The sequence below is a fragment of the Streptomyces sp. NPDC020983 genome (assembly GCF_044333485.1).
Lineage (GTDB): Bacteria > Actinomycetota > Actinomycetes > Streptomycetales > Streptomycetaceae > Actinacidiphila.
This window is the reverse complement of sequence record NZ_JBIRRA010000010.1, coordinates 329,835-352,489: the sequence shown is the minus strand read 5'-3', so window position 1 is coordinate 352,489 and position 22,655 is coordinate 329,835. Positions and strand designations below refer to the sequence as shown.

General features: G+C 72.0%; 20 protein-coding genes. 5 read left to right on the top strand and 15 right to left on the bottom strand.

Translation table 11 applies throughout. The features are described from left to right. Nucleotides 1–291 precede the first annotated feature (291 nt). Nucleotides 292–1,557 carry an NYN domain-containing protein gene (locus ACH4SE_RS24245; protein WP_398545541.1) on the bottom strand — a complete coding sequence of 422 codons (1,266 nt, stop codon included), beginning with the start codon at nt 1,555–1,557 and terminating at the stop codon, nt 292–294. 281 nt (nt 1,558–1,838) lie between these two features. On the opposite strand from ACH4SE_RS24245, the gene ACH4SE_RS24240 reads away from it, so the two are divergent. Beyond that, nucleotides 1,839–2,012: a hypothetical protein gene (locus tag ACH4SE_RS24240; RefSeq protein ID WP_398545540.1), complete on the top strand. Its 174-nt coding sequence runs from the start codon at nt 1,839–1,841 to the stop codon at nt 2,010–2,012. Between the two features lie 139 nt (nt 2,013–2,151). Here the strand turns inward: ACH4SE_RS24240 and dnaE are convergent, their stop codons facing one another. Then, nucleotides 2,152–5,703, bottom strand: coding sequence for a DNA polymerase III subunit alpha (dnaE, locus tag ACH4SE_RS24235; RefSeq protein WP_398545539.1), 3,552 nt, complete (start codon nt 5,701–5,703; stop codon nt 2,152–2,154). A 167-nt stretch (nt 5,704–5,870) separates the two neighbouring features. Between dnaE and ACH4SE_RS24230 the strand changes: the two genes are divergently transcribed. Both ACH4SE_RS24230 and ACH4SE_RS24225 read left to right on the top strand, forming a co-directional pair. Further along, nucleotides 5,871–6,590, top strand: coding sequence for a hypothetical protein (locus tag ACH4SE_RS24230; RefSeq protein ID WP_398545538.1), 720 nt, complete (start codon nt 5,871–5,873; stop codon nt 6,588–6,590). A 52-nt stretch (nt 6,591–6,642) separates the two neighbouring features. After that, nucleotides 6,643–7,452: a thioredoxin domain-containing protein gene (locus ACH4SE_RS24225; RefSeq protein ID WP_398545537.1), complete on the top strand. Its 810-nt coding sequence runs from the start codon at nt 6,643–6,645 to the stop codon at nt 7,450–7,452. A 103-nt stretch (nt 7,453–7,555) separates the two neighbouring features. Here the strand turns inward: ACH4SE_RS24225 and ACH4SE_RS24220 are convergent, their stop codons facing one another. The 6 genes from ACH4SE_RS24220 to ACH4SE_RS24195 form a co-directional block, all read right to left on the bottom strand. Beyond that, nucleotides 7,556–8,128, bottom strand: coding sequence for a dienelactone hydrolase family protein (locus ACH4SE_RS24220; RefSeq protein WP_398545536.1), 573 nt, complete (start codon nt 8,126–8,128; stop codon nt 7,556–7,558). A 90-nt stretch (nt 8,129–8,218) separates the two neighbouring features. Then, nucleotides 8,219–9,808, bottom strand: coding sequence for a Na+/H+ antiporter (locus tag ACH4SE_RS24215; RefSeq protein ID WP_398545535.1), 1,590 nt, complete (start codon nt 9,806–9,808; stop codon nt 8,219–8,221). A 116-nt stretch (nt 9,809–9,924) separates the two neighbouring features. Beyond that, a complete protein-coding gene (locus ACH4SE_RS24210) occupies nt 9,925–10,338 on the bottom strand; it encodes a GNAT family N-acetyltransferase (RefSeq protein ID WP_398545553.1) in 414 nt (137 codons plus the stop codon). 50 nt (nt 10,339–10,388) lie between these two features. Continuing rightward, the gene (locus ACH4SE_RS24205) at nt 10,389–11,330 is read right to left on the bottom strand and encodes an RluA family pseudouridine synthase (RefSeq protein WP_398545534.1); all 942 of its coding nucleotides are present in this window, start codon (nt 11,328–11,330) and stop codon (nt 10,389–10,391) included. A 52-nt stretch (nt 11,331–11,382) separates the two neighbouring features. After that, on the bottom strand, nt 11,383–11,967 hold the full coding sequence (gene lspA, locus ACH4SE_RS24200) for a signal peptidase II (protein ID WP_398545533.1): 585 nt from the start codon (nt 11,965–11,967) through the stop codon (nt 11,383–11,385). A 76-nt stretch (nt 11,968–12,043) separates the two neighbouring features. After that, nucleotides 12,044–12,505: a TraR/DksA family transcriptional regulator gene (locus ACH4SE_RS24195; RefSeq protein WP_398545532.1), complete on the bottom strand. Its 462-nt coding sequence runs from the start codon at nt 12,503–12,505 to the stop codon at nt 12,044–12,046. A gap of 34 nt (nt 12,506–12,539) precedes the next feature. On the opposite strand from ACH4SE_RS24195, the gene ACH4SE_RS24190 reads away from it, so the two are divergent. Then, entirely contained in the window at nt 12,540–12,734 is a 195-nt protein-coding gene (locus ACH4SE_RS24190) for a hypothetical protein (protein WP_398545531.1), read from the top strand. Between the two features lie 453 nt (nt 12,735–13,187). Continuing rightward, a complete protein-coding gene (gene ileS / locus ACH4SE_RS24185) occupies nt 13,188–16,334 on the top strand; it encodes an isoleucine--tRNA ligase (RefSeq protein ID WP_398545530.1) in 3,147 nt (1,048 codons plus the stop codon). A 124-nt stretch (nt 16,335–16,458) separates the two neighbouring features. On the opposite strand, the gene ACH4SE_RS24180 is transcribed toward ileS, so the two are convergent. From ACH4SE_RS24180 to ACH4SE_RS24150, 7 genes are all read right to left on the bottom strand, one after another. Next, nucleotides 16,459–17,640: a DivIVA domain-containing protein gene (locus tag ACH4SE_RS24180; RefSeq protein WP_398545529.1), complete on the bottom strand. Its 1,182-nt coding sequence runs from the start codon at nt 17,638–17,640 to the stop codon at nt 16,459–16,461. A gap of 46 nt (nt 17,641–17,686) precedes the next feature. Next, nucleotides 17,687–17,974: a YggT family protein gene (locus tag ACH4SE_RS24175; protein ID WP_398191273.1), complete on the bottom strand. Its 288-nt coding sequence runs from the start codon at nt 17,972–17,974 to the stop codon at nt 17,687–17,689. 58 nt (nt 17,975–18,032) lie between these two features. Further along, nucleotides 18,033–18,650 carry a cell division protein SepF gene (gene sepF / locus ACH4SE_RS24170; protein WP_398545528.1) on the bottom strand — a complete coding sequence of 206 codons (618 nt, stop codon included), beginning with the start codon at nt 18,648–18,650 and terminating at the stop codon, nt 18,033–18,035. A 98-nt stretch (nt 18,651–18,748) separates the two neighbouring features. Continuing rightward, a complete protein-coding gene (locus ACH4SE_RS24165; RefSeq protein ID WP_398545527.1) occupies nt 18,749–19,513 on the bottom strand; it encodes a YggS family pyridoxal phosphate-dependent enzyme in 765 nt (254 codons plus the stop codon). Next, nucleotides 19,510–20,247, bottom strand: coding sequence for a peptidoglycan editing factor PgeF (gene pgeF, locus ACH4SE_RS24160; protein WP_398545526.1), 738 nt, complete (start codon nt 20,245–20,247; stop codon nt 19,510–19,512). The genes ACH4SE_RS24165 and pgeF overlap by 4 nt, the downstream gene beginning before the upstream one ends. A gap of 10 nt (nt 20,248–20,257) precedes the next feature. Then, nucleotides 20,258–21,481, bottom strand: coding sequence for a cell division protein FtsZ (gene ftsZ / locus ACH4SE_RS24155; RefSeq protein ID WP_398545525.1), 1,224 nt, complete (start codon nt 21,479–21,481; stop codon nt 20,258–20,260). Between the two features lie 261 nt (nt 21,482–21,742). Continuing rightward, nucleotides 21,743–22,627, bottom strand: coding sequence for a cell division protein FtsQ/DivIB (locus ACH4SE_RS24150; RefSeq protein WP_398545524.1), 885 nt, complete (start codon nt 22,625–22,627; stop codon nt 21,743–21,745). Nucleotides 22,628–22,655: the final 28 nt, after the last annotated feature.

Genomic DNA, 22,655 nt, shown 5'->3' with positions numbered 1-22,655 from the left:
CGAGGAGGTACCCCCGGAGTGGCACCCGACCCCACCCCCGCACAGACAGCGCGATGCCCCGCCGGATGACCCCAGGGGCGCGAGGAACTGCGCGAGCAACCCACCACCGGGCGAACGGCGAACTGCCCACCGCAAGTGGCACCCTCTCGGGGGCGCGAGGAACTGCGCGACCAACCCACCACCGGCGGAACGGCGAGCGGCCACCGCAAGTGGCACCCCCTCAGGGGCGCGAGGAACGGCGCGAGCACCCCCCACCGCCAAGCCCGCGGGCCACCGCAAACCGCGGGCGCCTCAGCCCCCCGCGGCCGAGCGGGCGGTACCGGTGCGCGCGTCGACCTCGCGCCAGAAGCCCGCACGGATCGCATAGCGGTCGTGCTCGTCGATCTGGTCGTCCTTGTGCGCGAGCAGCCCGAAGCGCGCCGCGTACCGCAGGAGCTCGCCGTCGATGCGGTGCGGCACCCGCGGGTAGTGCGCGGACAGCTGCTGTAGTTGTCCGGGCTCGCTGATCCGCGCCGTCCACCGCCGCGCGAAGACCTGGCCCACCTCGTAGGGGTCGCCGCTCACCGCGGTGATGTCGGCCTCGCGGTCGGCCCACCGCTGCTCGGCGGTGGTGAGCTGGGCGAGTGTGGGGAGGCCGCTGGTGTCGGGGACGTCGGCGGCGCCGCGGTCGGTCCAGCCTTTGTCGGAGGACCACCGCAGGGTGGCGCTGGGGGCCGGCTGGGGTGTGGAGTGGGCGGCGGGCGTGTGGTGCTTGCCGAAGCCCGCGAGGTCCTTGGGCGTGGGCACGCCCTTGCCGGTGCCGTTGCTGCCGCCGCCCGCCGCGGGAGCGGCGTGGGTGCCGTCGCCGGGCGGGCCTGCGGGGTGCTCGCGGGGTGCGGGGCGCGGTTCGGCCGGGGGCCCGGGCGGGGCGGCGGTTTCGGGGAGTGGCGCGGAGAGGATGGCGGCGATCTCGGGGCCGAAGTCGGCGCCGAGCCCGCCGTGGCTGCTGCCGGCGGGCGGGCAGACGCCGTCGCGCGCGTGGATGGCCGCGGTGATCCATTCCCGGTCGAGGACGCGCCGCTCGTCGGCCTCGGCGACGAGGTCCTCGGACTGGTTGTAGTCGCCGTCGGCGGCCTGCACGGCCCACAGGTGCACGGCGACGCCGTGCTCCTTGGCGGACATCATGCCGGGCAGCAGGTCGCCGTCGCCGGTGACGAGCACGATGTCGGAGCAGGCCCGGTTGCGGGCCAGCTCCGACAGTTCGGCGTGCATGGCCGCGTCGACGCCCTTCTGCGCCCAGCGGCCGTCCGTACGGGTGAGGGCGCCGAGCCGCACCGTGACCCGGGGCATGACGCGCAGCCGGCGGTGCTCGGGTTGCGGAACGCGGTCGGGCGCTCCGTCGAACCAGTAGATCCGCAGCAGCGGCTGGCCGGTCTCGCGCTCGGCTCTTTCCCGCAGGCCGGCGACGACGGCGGCATGATCGACGACGATCCGGGAACGCGAAGGTTCACCGGCCAGGAGGCTCGCCGCTGCACCCAGCAGATAACCGGCGTCCACCAGGACGACGCAGCGGTCCATATCGCTCCTCTTCCGGTCGCCCCCTCGGCAGTGAATCCCCCCAGGTCCTCCCGAGTCTGCCCGAATGCCGGGGCGTTATGAGCCCGAACGCGATCTTCGGCGTGGCGGTGGGCGGTTTTCCGTCACCGGCCGCGCACGCGGGAACGCCAACTGCCCGAAATGCGCGCTTCGTCCTGGCATGCAAGTCTGATCTCGGCCGCTCGGCCACGAGCCCCCGGGGCGGCAAGCCCGCAGGGAGGCAGGCCCTTCGGCCGTCATTCCCCTCAGAGGAAGGCACGACAGTGGCGAAGAACCGCAACCAGAACCCGAACCGCCGCTCCCCGCAGCAGGACCCGCAGCGGTCCGCGACGCAGACGCAGGAGCAGGGCCGCAGCCCGCAGGCGGAGGAGCACGTGATGCCGGGCACGACGACGGTGTCGCGCAAGCACCAGCAGAAGCGGTTCGGCCACAACTGAACCCACAACTGAACCCGCCGCGCCGGTGGTACGGCCCCGCGCACGCTGCGCGTCCCGCACGCCGCGCACGGCACGGCGAAGGGGTGCCCTCCTCCGGGGGGGGCACCCCCGTCCCGCCTTCCGCGCCCGGGCCGGGCGCTCAGCCCGCCTGCTGGCCCGACCCCAGGCACGCGGGACCCAGCAGCGCCTTGAGGTCGCCGAAGAGCGAGGGATCGGCCGTCACGCGGTGCCGGTCCAGCCGCAGCACCGTGGTGGTGCGAGCGCCCTGCAGCCGCACCCGGACCTCGGTGTTGCCCTTGTGGCTCTCCAGTACCTCGCCGAGCCGGGCGACCAGCGGCGGGGTGACCTTGACCGTCGGGATGGAGATGTGGACGGGCGCGTTGGCGCCGACGTCCGACAGGTCGGGCACCATCAGCTCCATCGCGACCAGCCGCGGGATGTCCTCGCGCTTGTCGAGGCGGCCCTTGACGAAGACGATGGCGTCCTCGACGAGTTGGGTGGACACCAGCTGGTAGGTGGCGGGGAAGAACATGCAGTCCACCGAGCCGCCGAGGTCCTCGACGGTGGCGATGGCCCAGGCGTTGCCCTGCTTGGTCATCTTGCGCTGGAGGCCGGAGATGATGCCGCCGACGGTGACGATGGCGCCGTCCGAGTAGTCGCCGGCGAGGGCGGAGATCGCCGCGTCGGTCTTGTCGGTGAGGATGTGCTCGATGCCGAACAGCGGGTGGTCCGAGACGTAGAGGCCGAGCATCTCGCGCTCCTGGGCGAGCAGGTAGGACTTGTCCCACTCGATGTCGGAGAAGACGACGTCCATCCCGAAGGCGGGCCCGTCGTCACCGGCCTCGTCCATGCCGCCGAAGAGGTCGAACTGCCCCTCGGCCTCCTTGCGTTTGACCTGCACCACGTTGTCGATCATCGGCTCGAAGTGCTCGGTCAGGCCGCGCCGGGTGTGGTCCATGGCGTCGAAGGCGCCCGCCTTGATGAGCGACTCGACCGTCCGCTTGTTGCAGACGACCGCCTCGACCTTGTCGAGGAAGTCCGGGAAGGAGGCGTAGCGGCCCTTGGACCTGCGGCACTTGACGATGGAGTCGACGACGTTCTGCCCGACGTTGCGGACGGCGGTGAGGCCGAAGACGATCGTGTCGTCGCCGCGCGGGGTGAAGTTGGCGTTGGACTCGTTGACGTCCGGCGGCAGGACCTTGATGCCCATCCGGCGGCACTCGTTGAGGTAGAGCGCCATCTTGTCCTTGTCGTCCTTGACCGAGGTGAGCAGCCCCGCCATGTACTCGGCCGGGTAGTTCGCCTTCAGGTAGGCCGTCCAGTAGGACACCAGGCCGTACGCGGCGGAGTGCGCCTTGTTGAAGGCGTATCCGGCGAAGGGCACCAGCACGTCCCACACGGCCTGGATGGCCTGGTCGGAGTAGCCGCGCTCGCGCATGCCGGCCTGGAAGGGGATGAACTCCTTGTCCAGGACCTCCTTCTTCTTCTTGCCCATCGCGCGGCGCAGCAGGTCGGCCTGCCCGAGCGAGTAGCCGGCGAGGACCTGGGCGGCCTTCTGCACCTGCTCCTGGTAGACGATCAGGCCGTAGGTGACCTCCAGGACCTCCCGGAGCGGCTCCTCCAGCTCCGGGTGGATGGGGGTGATCTCCTGCTGCTTGTTCTTGCGCAGGGCGTAGTTGATGTGCGAGTTCATGCCCATCGGGCCCGGCCGGTAGAGGGCCGAGACGGCGGAGATGTCCTCGAAGTTGTCGGGCTTCATCATGCGCAGCAGGGCGCGCATGGGGCCGCCGTCGAACTGGAACACGCCGAGCGTGTCACCGCGCGAGAGCAGGGCGTAGGTGTTCGGGTCGTCGAGCGGCAGCGCGAGCAGGTCGATGTCGATGCCCTTGTTGGCCTTGATCGACTTGACCGCGTCGTCCATGATCGTCAGGTTGCGCAGGCCCAGGAAGTCCATCTTCAGCAGGCCGAGCGACTCGCAGCTCGGGTAGTCCCACTGCGTGACGACCGCGCCGTCGTTCTTCGGCGAGAAGATCGGCACGTGGTCGATGAGCGGTTCGGCGGACATGATCACGCCCGCGGCGTGCACGCCCATCTGCCGGACCAGGCCCTCGATGCCCCGCGCGGCGTCGATGACCTTCGTCACGTCCGGCTCGTTCTCGTACATCGCCCGGACCTCGCCCGCCTCGCTGTAGCGGGGGTGGTCCTTGTCGGTGATGCCGGACAGCGGGATGCCCTTGCCGAGCACGTCCGCGGGCATCGCCTTGGTGATCCGGTCGCCCATCGAGAACGGGTAGCCGAGCACGCGGGCGGAGTCCTTGATCGCGGCCTTGGCCTTGATGGTGCCGTAGGTGGCGATCTGGGCGACCTTGTCGGAGCCGTACTTCTCCGTCACGTAGCGGATGACCTCGCCGCGCCGGCGCTCGTCGAAGTCGATGTCGACGTCGGGCATGGAGATGCGCTCGGGGTTCAGGAACCGCTCGAAGATCAGGCCGTGCGGGACGGGGTCGAGGTCGGTGATGCCCATCGCGTACGCGACGATCGAGCCGGCCGCGGAGCCGCGGCCGGGGCCGACGGCGATGCCGTTGTTCTTGGCCCACATGATGAAGTCGGCGACGACCAGGAAGTAGCCGGGGAACCCCATCTGGATGATGGTGTCCATCTCGTACTCGGCGAGCTTCTGCCGGTCCTCGGGGACGCCGTTCGGGAAGCGCCGGGCCATGCCGCGGGCGACCTCCTCGCGGAACCAGGTGACCTCGGTGTAGCCCTCGGGCACGTCGAACTTGGGCATCAGGTTCTGGAACTTGAACATGCCCTCGGTGTCCACGCGCTCGGCGATCAGCAGCTGGCTGTTGCGGCAGCCCTCCTGCCAGGCGTCGGACGAGTCGATCGCGTACATCTCGGCGGCCGACTTCAGGTAGTAGCCGGAGCCGTCGAACTTGAAGCGGTCCGGGTCCGACATGTTCGAGCCGGTCTGGATGCACAGCAGCGTGTCGTGCGCCGCGGACTCCTGCGCGTAGGTGTAGTGCGAGTCGTTGGTGACGACGAAGGGGGCCTGGAGCTTCCTGGCGATCTCCTCCAGGCCCGCCCGGGCCCGGCGGTCGATGTCGATGCCGTGGTCCATGATCTCGACGAAGAAGTTCTCCTTGCCGAAGATGTCCTGGTACTCCCCGGCGGCCTTGACCGCCTCGTCCATCTGCCCGAGCCGGATACGGGTGGAGATCTCGCCGGACGGGCAGCCGGTGGTGCCCATGAGGCCCTCGGCGTACTCGCTGAGCAGCTCGCGGTCCATGCGGGGCTTGCGGAAGTAGCCCTCGAAGGAGGCGCGGGACTGCGCGCGGAAGAGGTTGTGCAGGCCGGTGTTGTTGCGCGCCCAGATCGTCATGTGGGTGTACGCGCCCGCACCGGACACGTCGTCGTTCTTCTGGTGCGGGGCGCCCCACTTGACCGGTTTGGTGTAGCGGCGCGACTCGGGCGCCAGATACGCCTCGATGCCCATGACCGGGGTGACCCCGGCGTCCTTGGCCTGGTGGAAGAAGTCGTAGGCGCCGTGCAGGTTGCCGTGGTCGGTGATGGCCACATGGCTCATCCCCATCTCGTTGCACGCCTTGAACATGTCCTTCAGTCGCGCCGCTCCGTCCAGCAGCGAGTACTGGGTGTGGACGTGCAGGTGAGCGAAGGGCTGATCGGTCAAGGCGCGACACCTCCGGCGGGGAACGGACCGCCGGGAAACGGTTGTCCGGCGGCGTCGGTGAGTCTACGACCCGGCTGTGACATCGCCGCCCCGCCGCCCGCTGTCCGCGGAATTTCGGCGCGGAACTTAGGTCACACCTACAGGTTCGCGTGGCACACTCTGCTCCCATGGAGGAGATACGGCCGCAAGCGCTGCGTGCGCTGAGGGCGCTGCGCGCTGCCGTCTTCGCGGCACTGTGCGTCACCCTCTCCTCCACCTCGCACGTCCTGATGGCCAGGGCGCCCCTGCCGCTGCCCGCGGTCGCCGGCGCCTTCGCCGCCGTCTTCGCCCTCGCGTATCTCGTCACGGCCCGCCCGGAGTGCGGTTTCTGGGCACTGGCCGGCCTGATGGTGCCGATGGAACTGGCGCTGGACACCCTGCTGACCACCGGGCAGCAGGCCTGCTACGGGCCCGCCGGCGGGCCGGTGACCGGCTCGTGGCGCTCGTTCAACGAGGCGGTGCTCTGCCACGGGGGCCACGTCGGTCCCGAGCACGCCGCCGGCTTCGCCGCGGTGGCCACCGTCCCCGGCGGCACCCAGGGCACCGCCGCCGTCGCCTCGGCCGGGGCGCTGCCCTGGCTGCTGCTGGCCGCACACGTCGCCGCGGGGCTGCTGGCCTCGTTCTGGCTGCGCCGCGGCGAGGCCGCGCTCGGCCGGCTGGTACGCGCCGCCGTCCTCGCCGCCTTCCGCCCGCTGCTGCTGGCCGTGGCCGCCCTCCGCGGCGTCCCGGCCACCGGGCCGCGCCGCGCCGCCCGCCCCGCCCGCGGCGCGGTGCCGGGGCGGCCCGCCGCCCACCGGCTCCACCATGCCGTCGTACGCCGTGGTCCGCCCGTCCCGGTCGCTCTCTGACCGCAGGACCGGCACACCCCCACACCCACACGCGTATTCACGGAGATCTGTCATGAGCCAGCGCAACAGCAAGACCGCCAAGGCCGCGGCCCGCGAGCGGCTGCGCATCCAGCGCGAGAAGGAGGCCAAGCGCGCCAAGGTCCGCCGCCAGCTGCTGGTGGCGGGCGGCGTCGTGGCCCTGGTCGCGATAGCCGGCGGCGTCGCCTACGCCGTCAACGAGATGAACAAGCCGGGCTACTGGTCGCAGGCGGCCAAGAACAAGCTGGTCAAGCCGGCCAACACCTCGGGCACCGACGGCACCACGATCGTCATCGGCGACCCGAAGAACAAGAACGTCGTCAAGGAGTACGAGGACCTGCGCTGCCCGATCTGCGCCGCCTACGAGCAGGCCGCGGGTGACGCGGTGCTCCAGGGCGCCAAGGACGGCAAGTACCAGATCGACTACACCTTCGCGACCTTCATCGACAACAAGGACAACGGCCAGGGCTCCAAGCGCGCGCTGAGCGCCCTCGGTGCCGCCCTGAACGTGTCGGTCGACGCCTTCGAGCAGTACCACAAGGCGCTCTACGCGGAGAAGAACCACCCCGAGGAGACCTCGGACGACTACAAGAGCGCCGACAAGCTCATCTCGATCGCCCAGCAGGTCCCGGCGCTCAAGGGCAACGCCAAGTTCTCCGACGCGGTCAAGAAGGGCACCTTCGACCGCTGGGCGCTGGCGATGAGCGACAAGTACAACCACTCCCCGTCCGACGTGCAGCAGGGCGGCACCCCGTACGTCCTGGTCAACGGCACGCAGGTGAAGGTGCCGGGGCTGACCTCGGACCAGGTCGTGCAGGCCTTCGCGTCGCAGCTCAAGAAGTGACGCGGCTCAAGGAGTGACGCGGCTCACGTAGCGGCGCGGCCCGGCGGCCGGGCGGGGTGGACCCGCCCGGCCGCCGCCGTTCGCGGCGCGCGGCCTCCCCCGCTCAGCCCTCCAGCTCCCGGAGGAAGTCCAGCGCGACCGCCCAGGTGCGCTCCGCCGCCTCGGCGTCGTGGTCCGGCAGATCCGGGTCGGTGAAGAGGTGGCCCGCGCCCCGGTAGCGGTGGATCTCGACGTCGGCGCCGGCCCGGCGCATCCGCAGGTACCAGGCGTTCAGCCAGTCGTCCGGCTCGAAGGGGTCCGGCTCGGCGACGTGCAGCTGCACCGGGATCCCGGTCGAGGCGTCGTCGGCGATGTCCGAGGTGCCGTGCAGGAGCAGCAGCCCGCGGGCCTTCTCGTCGCCCAGCGCCAGGTTCTGGGCGATCGAGCCGCCGAGCGAGAAGCCGGCGTAGACGGCGCCGCTCTCCGAGTACGGGGCGGCCGCCGCCACGGCGCGGCGCAGCAGCTCGTCGCGGCCGATCTCGTCCCGCAGCGCGAGGCCGTCCTCGGCGGTGTCCGCCGTGCGCCCGTCGTAGAGGTCGGGCACCACGACCTCGTGGCCCGCGGCCCGCAGCCGCTCCGCGGCGTCCCGCACGGCGGGCCGCAGCCCGTACATGGAGTGGAAGAGGACGATCGTCACGGCGGCTCCCTCGCTTCTGCCTGCTGCCTTGCGTCCCCCATCGTGCCAGGCCGCGCCGACAGCCCGCGGCCGGCCGCGGTCCGGTGCGGGTCAGCCCCGTATCGAGCGCAGGTCCAGGTGCCGCAGCACCCGGTCGACGACCTCCGGGTCGTTGCCGGGCTCGCTGCGCGCGGACAGCACCTCGTGGCGGGCGGCGGACATCATGTCGTCCTGGATCCGGCGCAGCGCCCGCACCCGCTTGAGCCGGCGCGCGTGCGATTCGCGCCGCTCCTCGTCGACGATGTCCGGCGAGATCCGCGCGCCCAGGTCGAAGGCCCGCCGGTGCAGGATCTCCGAGAGTTCCTCGTCGATCGGCTCGTGCTGCTCGATCTCCCTGAGCCGGGTGCGCGCCGCGGCCATGGCACGGACCGCCAGCTCGTGCTCCAGCTCGTGCTCGGCGTCGATGTCGCTGCTCACCCCGAGCCGCTTGACCAGCCACGGCAGGGTGAGCCCTTGCAGCACCAGGGTGGCCAGCACCACCGCGAAGGCGATGAAGAGCAGTTCGGCACGGGCCGGGAAGGCCCCGTCGTGGTCGGTGTCCAGCGGGATCGCGAGCGCCAGGGCGACGGACGCCACCCCGCGCATCCCGGACCACCACATGACGACGGTCTCCCGCCAGGTCATGGGGATGTCCTCGTCCATGTCGCGCAGCTTGTGCAGGCGCCGGGCCACCCACGCGGCCGGCAGCAGCCACAGCAGCCGCACCCCGACGACGACGGCGACGACGAGCAGCGCGTCCCGCGTCATCGGCCCCCAGTTGCCGGCGCCGACGCTGAAGACGTGGTGCAGCTCCAGGCCGATGAGCCCGAAGGCGATCCCGGTCACCAGGGTGTCGACGATCTGCCAGAAGGTGGTGCCGGCCAGCCGCGCGGTCACGTCGTCGGCCTCGAAGGCGTATTCGGCGAGGAACAGCCCGCTGGTCAGCACCGCGAGCACGCCCGAGCCGGACAGCTCCTCGGCGATGGCGTACGCGGCGAAGGGCACCAGCAGCGACAGGCCGACCTGCAGCGTCGGGTCGCCCACCACGCCCATGAGCTTGTTGGCGCCCCAGCCGAGCACGAGCCCCACCACGACCGCCACGACCGCGGACAGCACGAACTCCAGCAGCGCGTGGCCGACCGAGAAGTGCCCGGAGACCGCCGCGCCCACGGCCACGTGGTAGAGCACGATCGCCGTGACGTCGTTGAAGAGCCCCTCGCCCTCCAGGATGGAGATCATGCGGCGCGGCAGCCCCAGGCGGCCGGCCACCGCGGTCGCCGCGACCGGGTCGGGCGGCGCGACGAGCGCGCCCAGCGTGAAGGCCGCGGCGACCGTGATGCCCGGCACCACCGCGTCGACGACGGCGGCCACCGCCGTCGTCGTGACGAAGACCAGCGCCACCGCGAGCAGGAAGATCGCCCGCCGGTTGGCCGCGAACTGCCGCCAGGAGGTGCGCTGCACGGCGGCGTACAGCAGCGGCGGGAGCAGCAGCGGCAGGATGAAGTCCGGGTCGATCCGGACGTTCGGCACCTGCGGGATCAGCGCCAGGACCCCGCCGGCCAGCGTCATGAGCACGGGCGCGGGCAGCCCCAGCCGGTCACCCAGCGGCACCGTCACCACGGCCGCGAGCATGAGCGAGAAGAACAGGGCGAGCTGGTCCACGCCTGCCAGCGTGCCCTGCGGTGCGCGTTACAACCGCGGGGCGCGCCGCAGGCCGCCGGAGCGATCCCCCGCGCCGCCGCGGGCGCCCGCCCGCGCCCGCACGGCCGTGCGGGCGTTCACGGGCGCCAGGTGCGGCGCATCGCGCGGTGGGCGATCCCGGCGTCCTGGAACGGAGGTCCGTACGCGGTGTAGCCGAGCTTCTCGTAGAAGCCGATCGCATGGACCTGCGCCTCCAGGTAGACGCCCGCGCAGCCCAGCCGGGCGGCCTCCTCCTCCAGCGCCCGCACCAGCAGCGCGCCCAGGCCCGTACCGCGTTCGGCCTTCAGCACCGCGAGCCGGCCGAGCACGGCGAACTGCTCGTCACCGCCGTTCTTCGCCGCCGCGTCGGCGCCGAGCAGCAGCCGCCCGGTGCCGCGGCCCTCGGCGAGCGCGTGCACCGCCCGGCCGTCCTTGCCGTCCCACTCCAGCTCCGCGGGCACGCCCTGCTCCACCACGAAGACCTCGTGCCGGATGGCGTGCACGGCGGCCATGCCGGCGGTGTCGGCGGCCGCGACGACGCGCACGCCGGTCACCGGCGCGCTCACCGGCTCTCCGCCCGCACGGTCTCCAGCGCGTGCTCCAGGTCCGGCGGGTACTCGCTGCTGAACTCGACCCACGAGCCGTCCGCGGGGTGCTCGAAACCCAGCCGCTTGGCGTGCAGCCACTGCCGCGTCAGCCCCAGCCGGCGGGCCATCGTCGGGTCGGCGCCGTAGGTGAGGTCGCCGACGCACGGGTGGCGGTGCGCGGACATGTGCACCCGGATCTGGTGGGTGCGGCCGGTCTCCAGCTTGATGTCCAGCAGGCTGGCCGAGCGGAAGGCCTCGATCAGGTCGTAGTGCGTCACCGAGGGCTTGCCGTCCGCGACGACCGCCCATTTGTAGTCGTGCGTGGGGTGCCGGCCGATGGGCGCGTCGATGGTGCCGCTGAGCGGGTCCGGGTGCCCCTGCACGAGCGCGTGGTAGCGCTTGTCCACGACCCGCTCGCGGAACTGCTGCTTGAGCAGGCTGTAGGCGTTCTCCGACTTCGCGACGACCATGAGCCCGGACGTCCCGACGTCCAGCCGGTGCACGATGCCCTGCCGCTCGGCGGCGCCGGAGGTGGCGATGCGGTAGCCCGCCGCGGCCAGCCCGCCGATCACGGTCGGCCCCGACCACCCCGGGCTCGGGTGCGCGGCCACGCCCACGGGCTTCATGATCACCACGACGTCGTCGTCGTCGTGCACGATCTCCATGCCCTCCACGGGCTCCGCGACGACCTGCACGGGGACCGCGGGCGCGGGCATCTCGACCTCCAGCCAGGCACCCCCGCGCACCCGCTCCGACTTCCCGGCGACCGCCCCGTCCAGCGAGACCTTGCCGCCCGCGGCGAGTTCGGCGGCCTTGGTCCTGGAGAAGCCGAACATACGGGCGAGGGCGGCGTCGACGCGTTCGCCCTCCAGGCCGTCGGGCACGGGCAGGGAGCGGATTTCGGGTGCGGTACTCACCCGGTCGAGTATGCCGGACCCCCGGGGGGCGGGACGCCCGCCCGTGAGGGCGTCAGTCCCGGTGGCGCGTGCCGTCGGGGTCGATGCCGCGGAAGGAGAGGAGGACGATGAGGACGCCGCCGCAGGTGATCGCCGAGTCGGCGAGGTTGAAGACCGCGAAGTGCGCGGGGGCGATGAAGTCGACGACACGGCCCTGGAAGCCGCCGGGCGCGCGGAAGACGCGGTCGGTGAGGTTGCCGAAGGCGCCGCCGAGGAGCAGGCCGAGGGCGACGGCCCAGGGGGCGCTGTAGAGGCGGCGGGACAGCCGCACGATGACGACGATCACACCGGCGGCGATGAGGGTGAAGACGATCGTCATGCCCTGGCCCATGCCGAAGGCCGCGCCCGCGTTGCGGATGGCGTCCAGGCGCAGGTAGTGCCCGAGCAGGTCGATCGAGTCGTGCCCTTCGAGGCTCTTGACGACCCAGATCTTGGAGAGCAGGTCGAGCAGGTACGCCAGGGCCGCGACGCCCGTGAGCACGAGGATGCGGCGGTTGCGGACCGCTGCGGACGCGCCCGGGGCGGGCTCGGCGGAGTCGTCCGTCCGCCCCGGGGCGTCGTCGTCCGGCGTGATGATGGTGCGCTCCGCTTCCGTCACGTGGTCCCTCAGCCCTCGGCACGTACGGGCCGGTGCGCCCGCCTGTGACGAGGGTACGGCACCCGCGGCGGACGGGTCATCGCCGCTCTTGGCGCTGTTTGTCGTCGAGGCAGAGGGTGGCCCGCGGGAACGCCTGCATCCTGGCCTTGCCGATCGGCTCGCCGCACACCTCGCACAGCCCGTACGTGCCCTCGTCGAGGCGGTGCAGGGCGTGTTCCGCCTGCTGGAGCGTCTCGCGGGTGTTGGCGGCGAGGGCCAGCTCGTACTCCCGGCTGATGTTCTTCGCGCCGGTGTCCGCCTCGTCACCGCCGCTGTCCGCGCCGTCCCGCAGCAGGCCGGCGACGGCCTGCTCGGAGGACTCGATCTCGGCCCGCAGCCGCTCGACCTCACCGGTCAGCTCGGCGCGGGCCTCCGTGACCTCCTCGGACGTCCACGGGTCCTCGCCGGGCAGGACCGCGAGGTCCTCGGCCGCGGCCGCACCGCGCGCCGCAGGCACGCCGCTCGCGGCCGTACCGGCCGCCGTCTTCTCCACACCCACAGTGCCAGCTCCTGTCTCGGGCCCGTCACGACCGGTGCGCTCGTCGCTCACCGGTTTCTTCCCGGCTGCGGCCTTCTTCCCACCTGCCGGGGCGGCCGAAGCCGTCTTCCTGACCGCTTTCCTCGCCGTTCTCCCCGCCGCCTTCTGCGCGGCCTTCCTCGCGGGCGGTTCCGCAGACTGGTCCGCCGACTCCTTCACGGCCATGACCGCGACCCCTTCGCATCCGTGAGCTCGTGCCCAGCTCACCGCCGGGTATTCCGGTACATGGCGCAACGATGCGGGACGGCCGCCGCCGCGGCGCGCGGAGCAGGGCATTCGGGTCAGCGGGCCGCCGGCCGTACCGCTCACGGAAACCGGGCGGCGCGGGTCCGCGCGCGGCCGTAGACTGTGGGGCAGCGAACCGGCGTGGATGGGACGAGTAGCGCCGCACGCAGCCGAGAGCGACCTGGGGACGGTGGAAGCCCGGGGGTGTGCGCGGGGTGAAGATCAGCCCGGAGCCGCCGGAAGAAAACCCGTGGGGGCCGCCCAGCCGGCCGGCGGGTGAGTAGAACCGGCATCGCTGACCCCAACGAGGGGGCGGTGGGAAGTCCTCCACCGCCAAGAAGGGTGGTACCGCGGGAGCGCTCCGGCGCCCTCGTCCCTTCGACGGAGTGTCCCAGCGTCCGCCGGAGGAAAGTCCGCGATGAGCCCGACCAGCCAGCCGCAGTATCGCCAGGTGCCCGCGCAGGTCGACCTGCCCGCCCTCGAGCACGAGGTGCTGGAGCTGTGGCGCGAGCGCAGGACGTTCCCGCGCTCCGTGGAGCAGACCCGCGGGCTGCCCGACTGGATCTTCTACGAGGGCCCGCCGACGGCCAACGGCATGCCGGGCGCCCACCACATCGAGGCCCGGGTCTTCAAGGACGTCTTCCCGCGCTTCAAGACGATGCAGGGCCACCACGTGACCCGCAAGGCGGGCTGGGACTGCCACGGCCTGCCCGTGGAGCTGGCCGTCGAGAAGGAGCTGGGCTTCACCGGCAAGCAGGACATCGAGGCGTACGGCATCGCGGAGTTCAACGCGAAGTGCCGCGCGTCGGTGACCCGGCACACCGACGCCTTCACCGAGCTGACCACCCGGATGGGCTACTGGGTGGACCTGGAGGACGCCTACCGCACGATGGACCCGGAGTACGTCGAGTCGGTGTGGTGGTCGCTCAAGCAGATCTTCGGCAAGGGCCTGCTGGTCCAGGACTACCGGGTCGCCCCCTGGTGCCCGCGCGACCAGACCGGCCTGTCCGACCACGAGCTGGCGCAGGGCTACGAGACCGTCGTCGACCCGTCCGTCTACGTCCGCTTCCCGCTCACGAGCGGCCCGCTCGCCGGCCGCGCGGCACTGCTGGTGTGGACGACCACGCCGTGGACGCTGGTGTCCAACACCGCCGTCGCCGCGCACCCCGACGTCCGCTACGTCGTGGCCACCGACGGCGACGAGCAGCTCGTCGTCGCCGAGCCGCTGCTCGGCAAGGCGCTCGGCGAGGGCTGGGAGCCGACCGGGGAGACCTTCACCGGCCGCGAGATGGAGCGCTGGACGTACGAGCGCCCCTTCACCCTCGTCGACATCCCGGACGCCCATTTCGTGCTCAACGCCGAGTACGTCACGACCGAGGACGGCACGGGGCTGGTCCACCAGTCCCCCGCCTTCGGCGAGGACGACCTCAAGGCCTGCCGCGCGTACGGGCTGCCGGTGGTCAACCCGGTGCGCCGGGACGGCACCTTCGAGCCCGAGGTGCCGCTCGTCGGCGGCGTCTTCTTCAAGAAGGCCGACGAGGCGCTGGTCGCCGAGCTGACGGCGAGCGGCAAGCTCTTCCGGCACGTCCCCTACGAACACAGCTACCCGCACTGCTGGCGCTGCCACACCGCGCTGCTGTACTACGCGCAGCCGTCCTGGTACATCAGGACCACCGCCGTCAAGGACGCGATGCTGCGCGAGAACGAGCGCACCACCTGGTACCCGGAGTCGGTCAAGCACGGCCGCTTCGGCGACTGGCTGGACAACAACGTCGACTGGGCCCTGTCCCGCAGCCGCTACTGGGGCACCCCGCTGCCGATCTGGCGCTGCGAGGAGGAGCACCTCACGTGCGTCGGCTCGCTGGCCGAGCTGAGCGAGCTGACCGGCACCGACCAGTCGGGCCTGGACCCGCACCGCCCGTACATCGACGAGGTCACCTTCGCGTGCGGCCGCTGCGGCGGCACCGCGACCCGGGTGCCCGAGGTCATCGACGCCTGGTACGACTCGGGGTCCATGCCCTTCGCGCAGTGGGGCTACCCGTACCGCAACAAGGACGTCTTCGAGCGCACCTACCCCGCGCAGTTCATCTCCGAGGCGATCGACCAGACCCGCGGCTGGTTCTACACGCTGATGGCCGTCGGCACCCTGGTCTTCGACCGCTCCGCCTACGAGAACGTGGTGTGCCTGGGCCACATCCTCGCCGAGGACGGCCGCAAGATGTCCAAGCACCTCGGCAACATCCTGGAGCCGATCCCGCTCATGGACCAGCACGGCGCCGACGCGGTGCGCTGGTTCATGGCCGCCGGCGGCTCCCCCTGGGCCGCCCGGCGGGTCGGGCACGGCACGATCCAGGAGGTCGTGCGCAAGACGCTGCTCACGTACTGGAACACGGTCGCCTTCCAGGCCCTCTACGCCCGTACGTCCGGCTGGTCGCCCTCCGCGTCCGACCCGGCCCTGGCGGACCGCCCGCTGCTGGACCGCTGGCTGGCCGGCGAGCTCAACGCACTGGTGCGGGACGTCACCGAGGCGCTGGAGTCCTTCGACACCCAGCGCGCCGGCAAGCTGCTGTCCGCCTTCGTCGACGACCTGTCCAACTGGTACGTCCGCCGCTCCCGGCGCCGTTTCTGGCAGGGCGACGCGGCCGCGCTGCGCACCCTGCACGACGTGGTCGAGACGGTGACCCGGCTGATGGCGCCGCTGGTGCCGTTCATCACCGAGCGGGTCTGGCAGGACCTCGTCGTCCCCGTCGTGCCGGACGCGCCCGACTCCGTCCACCTCGCGAGCTGGCCGGTGGCCGACGAGGCGCTCGTCGACCCGGCGCTGTCCGGCCGTATGCAGCTGGTGCGCCGGCTGGTGGAGCTGGGCCGCGCGACCCGCGCCGAGTCCGGCGTCAAGACCCGGCAGCCGCTGCGCCGGGCGCTCGTCGCCGCCGCCGGGTTCGAGGACCTCGACGACGAGCTGCGGGCCCAGATCGCCGACGAGCTGAACGTCTCCTCGCTGGCGTCCCTCTCCGAGGTCGGCGGCTCGCTGGTCGACGCCAGCGCGAAGGCCAACTTCCGCGTGCTGGGCAAGCGGTTCGGCAAGGGCGTCCAGGCGGTCGCCGCCGCCGTGGCCGCGGCCGACGCCGCCGCGCTCTCCGCGGAGCTGCGCGAGCGCGGGGCCACGTCCGTGGTGGTCGACGGCGAGACCGTCGAACTCTCCCCGGAGGAGGTCGTCATCACCGAGACCCCGCGCGAGGGGTGGTCGGTGGCCTCCGACTCCGGTGCCACCGTCGCCCTCGACCTGGAGATCACCCCCGAGCTGCGGCTCGCGGGCCTGGCCCGCGACGTCATCCGGCTCGTCCAGGAGGCCCGTAAGAACAGCGGCCTCGACGTCGCCGACCGGATCGCCGTCCGCTGGACGACCACCCACCCCGAGCTGGCCACCGCGCTCGCGGCCCACGCCGCGCTCATCGCGGAGGAGGTCCTGGCCGACGACTTCACGGAGGGCGCCCCCTCCGCCGGTTTCGGCTCCCCCTTCACGGACGAGCCGCTGTCCCTCACCTTCTCCCTGCGGAAGGTGTGACCCGCGCCCTGCGCCGCGGGGGGTTCCCCCGCGGCGCAGGGCGGTGAGCACGCACAAAAGGGCCGGGCCTCCGCGGGGGTAACCCCCGGGAGGCCCGGCCCTACTGCGTGCCGTCAGGCGGCAATCAGTTGTCGTCCTCGTCGATGAGGAAACCCCTCATCGGCGTGGGCGCCTGCTGGAGCGGGGACGGCCCGCCCTGCGGGCGGACAGGAGCCATCGGCTGCGTCATCGCAGGCGACATCTGCTGCTGGCCACCGTACGTCGGGCCGGGCGTGTGGCCGCCCATGCCCTGTCCGCCGCCGAAGGCGGGGGACGAGCCGTTGTGGCTCATCGCACCGGCGCCGGCCGGAGCCATCCCGTTCATGCCGTTGCCCATCCCGTTGCCGCCCATCGTCCCGCCCATCGGGGACGCCGCCGGGAGGGACGGCGCGGACGGGGTGGTGCGCGGCGGGGCGAGCGAGTCGTCCGCCTGGTTCTCCAGCTGGCGCAGCTGGGACTCCAGGTAGGACTTCAGCCGCGTGCGGTACTCCCGCTCGAAGCCGCGCAGGTCCTCGACCTTGCGCTCCAGCGTGGCGCGGGCGGACTCCAGCGAGCCCATCGCGACGCGGTGCTTCTCCTGGGCGTCCCGCTCCAGCGCGTCGGCCTTGGCGCGGGCGTCCCGCTCCAGGCCCTCGGCGCGGCTGCGGGCCTCACCGACGATCTTGTTGGCCTCGGAACGGGCCTCCGCGATCGCCTGGTCGGCGGTCTGCTGGGCGAGCGAGAGCACGCGGGCCGCGCTGTCGCCGCCGGGACCCTGCTGCTGCATCGGGTGACCGCCGGGGCCGCCCTGCATGGGGTGCTGGCCCATGGGGCCGGGACCCTGCTGCTGCATCGGGTGCTGGCCCATCGGGCCGGGGCCGCCCTGCATCGGGTGCTGGCCCATCGGGCCGGGACCCTGCTGCTGCATCGGGTGGCCGCCGGGGCCGGGACCGTGCTGCTGGGCGCTGGGGCCGGGGGGCAGCTGCGGCATTCCGCCCTGCTGGGGGGGACCCATCTGCTGGGGCATCTGCTGCTGCACCGGCTGCGGTCCGGATATGGCAGCGGGCACCGGTCGGTCCTGCGGCTCGGGCTTGCGCTGGCCTGCCTGGGCCGCGGCACGGGTCGCCGCGGCCAGTTTGGCCCGCAGGTCCTCGTTCTCACGGAGCAAGCGGGTCAGTTCCGCCTCCACCTCGTCGAGGAAGGCGTCGACCTCATCCTCGTCATAGCCCTCACGGAGGCGGACGGTCGTGAACTGCTTGTTCCGAACGTCCTCGGGGGTCAACGGCATCTCTTCACCTCAACGTGATCGTCGACATATCGGGAGCTCGCACCGTTCACATGAAGCTCCCAACAACGTAGATCAGGATGTAAACGATGATCATCAGTACGAAGAAGGACAGGTCGAGCGCCACGCCCCCGAGGCGCAGCGGTGGGATGAACCGCCGCAGAAGCTTGAGTGGCGGATCGGTGACAGTGTAGGTGCCCTCCAGGACCACCACCATCGCCTTCCCAGGGTGCCATGAACGGGCGAACTGGAAGACGTAGTCCATCACCAATCGGAAAATCAGCACAAAGAGGAAGCAGTACAACGCGATGTCCAGCACTTGGAGTGCGACACTCATCGCGCTTCCCTCTCCCCTGCTTCTCGGCCTGCCGGCCGGTCCCTACGGTTGCGTTCGTTCAGCTCTGGTTGAAGAACCCGCCCTCGGCGATCCGGGCCTTGTCCTCCGCCGTGACATCGACGTTAGCAGGCGACAGCAGAAACACCTTCTGCGTCACCCGCTCGATGCTCCCGTGGAGGCCGAAGACCAGACCCGCCGCGAAGTCGACAAGTCGCTTCGCATCCGTGTCGTCCATCTCCGTCAAGTTCATGATCACCGGGGTGCCTTCGCGGAAGTGTTCCCCGATGGTACGGGCTTCGTTGTAGGTCCGGGGGTGAAGTGTCGTGATCCGGTAGGGCTCGCGTTCTGACACGACCTTGGGCATGATCACCGCTGCGTTCTTCTCCAGGCTGTGACGTTCGGGTGTGATGGACGCCACGGGGGCGATCCGCGGTTCGCGGGGTGCGGGAGCGTGGACGAGCCGCGGCGGTTCCTCCTGCTGCGGCTGGTGCGGGCTCGGCGCCACGTGCTGGCTGTGCGGCCGGCGGGGGACGCGCTCCGGCTCGGCGGCGGCACGCACCGGGGGCGCGGGCACCTCCGGCTCGAACTCGTCGTCCGGGTCAAAACCCGGGCCGTCGTACCCGTCGTCCTCCACGAGGCCGAGGTAGACCGCCATCTTGCGCATCGCGCCGGCCATGCTCTGCGTCCTCTCAGCGGGGTGTTGCGGTCCTCGGCCGCCCGCCGGGGACGGCCGCCACACCATATTTATGCTGTGGTCCGACTTGTTTGGTGACGTTACCGGAGCCCGGGACGGACTCCGAGTACCGCCGTTCCGACGCGCACATGTGTCGCTCCGGCCGCCACCGCTTCCTCGAGATCCTGGCTCATCCCTGCCGAGACCATGGTGGCAGCCGGATGGGTCGCGCGCAGGCGGGATGAGATTTCCCTCAACCGGTCGAAGGCGGCGCGGGGTTGGCCCGCATACGCCCCGGCCAGCGGCGCGACCGTCATCAGCCCGTCGAGCCGGAGCCCGGCGGCCGACGCGATCGCGTCGGCGACTTCGGGCACCGCTCCGGGCGCCACTCCGCCGCGCTCCCCGCGCGCACCCGCCGACTCCCCGGCGTCCAGCGCGACTTGGACGAGGCAGCCGATGCGCCGCCCGGCGGCGGTGGCCGCGGAGGACAGCGCGTCGACCAGCCGGAGCCGGTCGACGGAGTGCACGTGGTCAGCGTAACGGACCACCGAACGCGCCTTGTTGGTCTGGAGTTGGCCCACGAAGTGCCAGCTGAGCGGCAGGTCGGCGGTCTCCTGCGCCTTCGCCGCGGCCTCCTGGTCGCGGTTCTCGGCGACCTCGCGCACCCCGAGTCCGGCCAGCAGCCGTACGTCGGCGGCCGGGTAGGTCTTGGTGACCACGACGAGGGTGACCTCCTCGCGGTCCCGCCCCGCGGCGGCGCAGGCGTCGGCGATCCGCTGCTCGACCCGGGCGAGGTTGGCGGCGAGCTGCGCGGCCCGCGCGCCGGGGTCCCGGGCCGCGCCGTCCGCCGCGTCCGTACCGCTCATCGCGCACCGTCCAGCCAGACGTAACCGGCGAGCCGGCCGGTGGCCCGGTCGCGGCGGTAGGAGAAGTGGTCGGCGGATTCGAGGGTGCACACACCGGGCCCCCGCACGGCGCGCACCCCGGCGCGCACCAGTTGCGCGCGCACCCCGGCGGCCACGTCGAGCGCCGGCGTGCCCCAACTCGTCTCGGCGTACGCCGCCGGTTCGACGGCCGCGACCTCCTCCCGCATTCCTGCGGGCACTTCATAGCATTTACCGCATACCGACGGCCCGAGGACCGCGGTCGTACGGTCCGGGTCGGCCCCCAGTGTGATCATCGTCTCGATCACGGCGGTCGCGATGCCCGCCGTCATCCCCGGCCGCCCGGCGTGCGCCGCGGCGGCGACCCCGGCGACCGGGTCGGCGAGCAGCACCGGGACGCAGTCCGCGGTGAGCACCCCGAGGGTGAGGTCGGCGCGGGTGGTCACGAGGGCGTCCACGTCCGGTGCGGGCGTGTCGCCCCACGGCTCGTCGACGACGGCGACGTCGCGCCCGTGCACCTGGTTCATCCACACCACCCGTCCCGGCTCCCGGCCCAGTTCGCGGGCGGCCCGGTCGCGGTTGGCGGCGACGGCGGCCGGGTCGTCGCCCACGGCCCCGCCGAGATTGAGGCTGTCGTACGGAACGGCGCTCACCCCGCCCCACCGGTCGGTGAAGGCGAAATGCGCGCCGTTCGCTGTGCTGCGGTGCCCTATCACGTCCGGGCGGTCACTTCAGGAAGTCGGGGACGTCGAGCTCCTCGGCCGCGGAGTCCTGGTACGGCCGGGCCGGCGGGACCACCGGCGGGGTGACCGTGGGGACCGAGGTCTCGGCGACCGGCTCGGCCTCCCGCTCGGCCGGGATCGCGGACGGGACGCCCAGGCCGTTGAAGGGCGAGACCGGGCGCGGCTGGGGCTCGGCGCCGCGGTTCGGGCCGGCCGCGCCGCCGTCCTGCGCGGAGTAGCCGGAGCCCTGCGCCTTGTCCCGCCCGGCCTTGCTCGGCGGCTGGCCGCCGTCGAAACCGGCCGCGATCACGGTGACCCGGACCTCGTCGCCGAGCGCGTCGTCGATGACCGCGCCGAAGATGATGTTGGCCTCCGGGTGGGCGGCCTCGCTCACCAGCTGGGCGGCCTCGTTGATCTCGAAGAGCCCGAGGTCGGAACCGCCCGAGATGGACAGCAGCACCCCGCGGGCACCGTCGATGGAGGCTTCCAGCAGCGGCGAGGAGATCGCCATCTCCGCGGCGGCCACCGCGCGGTCGTCGCCGCGGGCCGAGCCGATGCCCATGAGTGCCGAACCGGCCTCCGACATCACGGACTTCACGTCCGCGAAGTCCAGGTTGATCAGGCCCGGGGTGGTGATGAGGTCGGTGATGCCCTGCACACCGGACAGCAGCACCTGGTCGGCCGAGCGGAACGCGTCCAGCACGCTGACCTGGCGGTCCGAGATGGACAGCAGCCGGTCGTTCGGGATGACGATCAGGGTGTCGACGTTCTCCCGCAGGCCCGCGATGCCGTCCTCGGCCTGGTTGGCGCGGCGGCGGCCCTCGAAGGTGAACGGGCGGGTGACCACACCGATGGTCAGGGCGCCGAGCGAGCGGGCGATGTTGGCGACCACGGGGGCGCCGCCGGTGCCGGTGCCGCCGCCCTCACCCGCGGTGACGAAGACCATGTCGGCGCCCTTGAGCACCTCTTCGATCTCCTCGCGGTGGTCCTCGGCGGCCTTCCGGCCGACCTCCGGGTTCGCCCCGGCGCCGAGCCCGCGGGTCAGCTCCCGGCCGACGTCCAGCTTGACGTCGGCGTCGCTCATCAGCAGGGCCTGCGCATCGGTGTTGATCGCGATGAACTCGACGCCCTTGAGACCGACCTCGATCATCCGGTTGATGGCGTTGACGCCACCGCCGCCGATGCCGACGACCTTGATGACTGCGAGGTAGTTCTGCGGTGCTGCCACGTCGAAGGCCTCTCGCCTCGATTTACGAAGTGTGTGGGACGGTCGGTACGCTCGCCGGGCCGTTCCGAACCCTAACCCTGAGGTTTAGGGTTACCAGTATGCCTGTCCCATGTGTTCCTTTGAGACGAGACACTAAGTCGACAAGCGCCGGAGGTTCAACGAACACGCCGAACCTCCCGTTTTTCTTTTGACCCTATGTGATCACGCCCCGGTTCCGTGAACCAGGGGTCGAATACTAGCGAAGCGGACGTCCCGCACACGTCAACTTCCGGATGCCGCAGGGGCGGTGGGGGCGCTCACGTCGTAGTGCGTGGCGTGCGGCTCGGCCTTCATGAGCGCGGTGAGCACCGCGGCCTTCGCGGCGCTGCCGTCGGCACTGCCCCACATCACGCCCCTGCCACCGGTGAGTTCGACGGTGATGGCGTCGTAGGAACGCACCCGGATCGCGGTCGCCCGCCCGGCGAGCGAATCCGGCAGCCGGCCCGCGACGGTAATCGCGGCCTGCAGCAGTCTTTTTGTTCCGAAATGCCGAAAGCTCGCCGTCTGATCCGGCGTCAATTCCAGCAGCGGCACCCCGCGCGGCGCCCGGTCGACGGTCGCGAAGCGCACCCCGTCCTTGTCGACCTCGGTGAACTTCGTGCCGCTTTTCAGGACCGCGGACGCCGTGCGCTCGGTGACGTCGATACGCACCGTGTGCGGCCAGGCCCGGTGCACCCGGGCGTCCTTCAGCCGGGGCAGCCCCTTCAGCAGCCGCGCGCGCACCGCCCCGGTGTCGACGGAGACCAGCGCGCCGCCCAGCGGCACCGCGGCGGCCCTGCGCACCTGCTGCGCCGTGAGCACGCCCGTGCCGTGCACGCTCACGGTGCGGGCGCGCAGCCACGGGGAGCCGTAGACCGCCCACGTGCCGCCGCCCAGCACGAGGGTGAGCGCCACCAGGACGGCCAGCAGCGCGCGGCGCGAGGGCGGGGTGAGCCGCGACCGCCGCCCGCCCGGGGTGCCCGGCGGGCGGCCGGTACCGGACGGGCTGCCTCCCCCCGGTCCTTCGGGGCGCCCCGGCGGGCGCCCGCCGGGGCGTTCGGGGCGGCCGCCACCGCGCTGCCCGGGTCTGGCTCCGGTACCGGCGCCGGGTCCTGTCACGCCTGCCACGTCTGACTCCCCGCTGGTCGACTCCCGC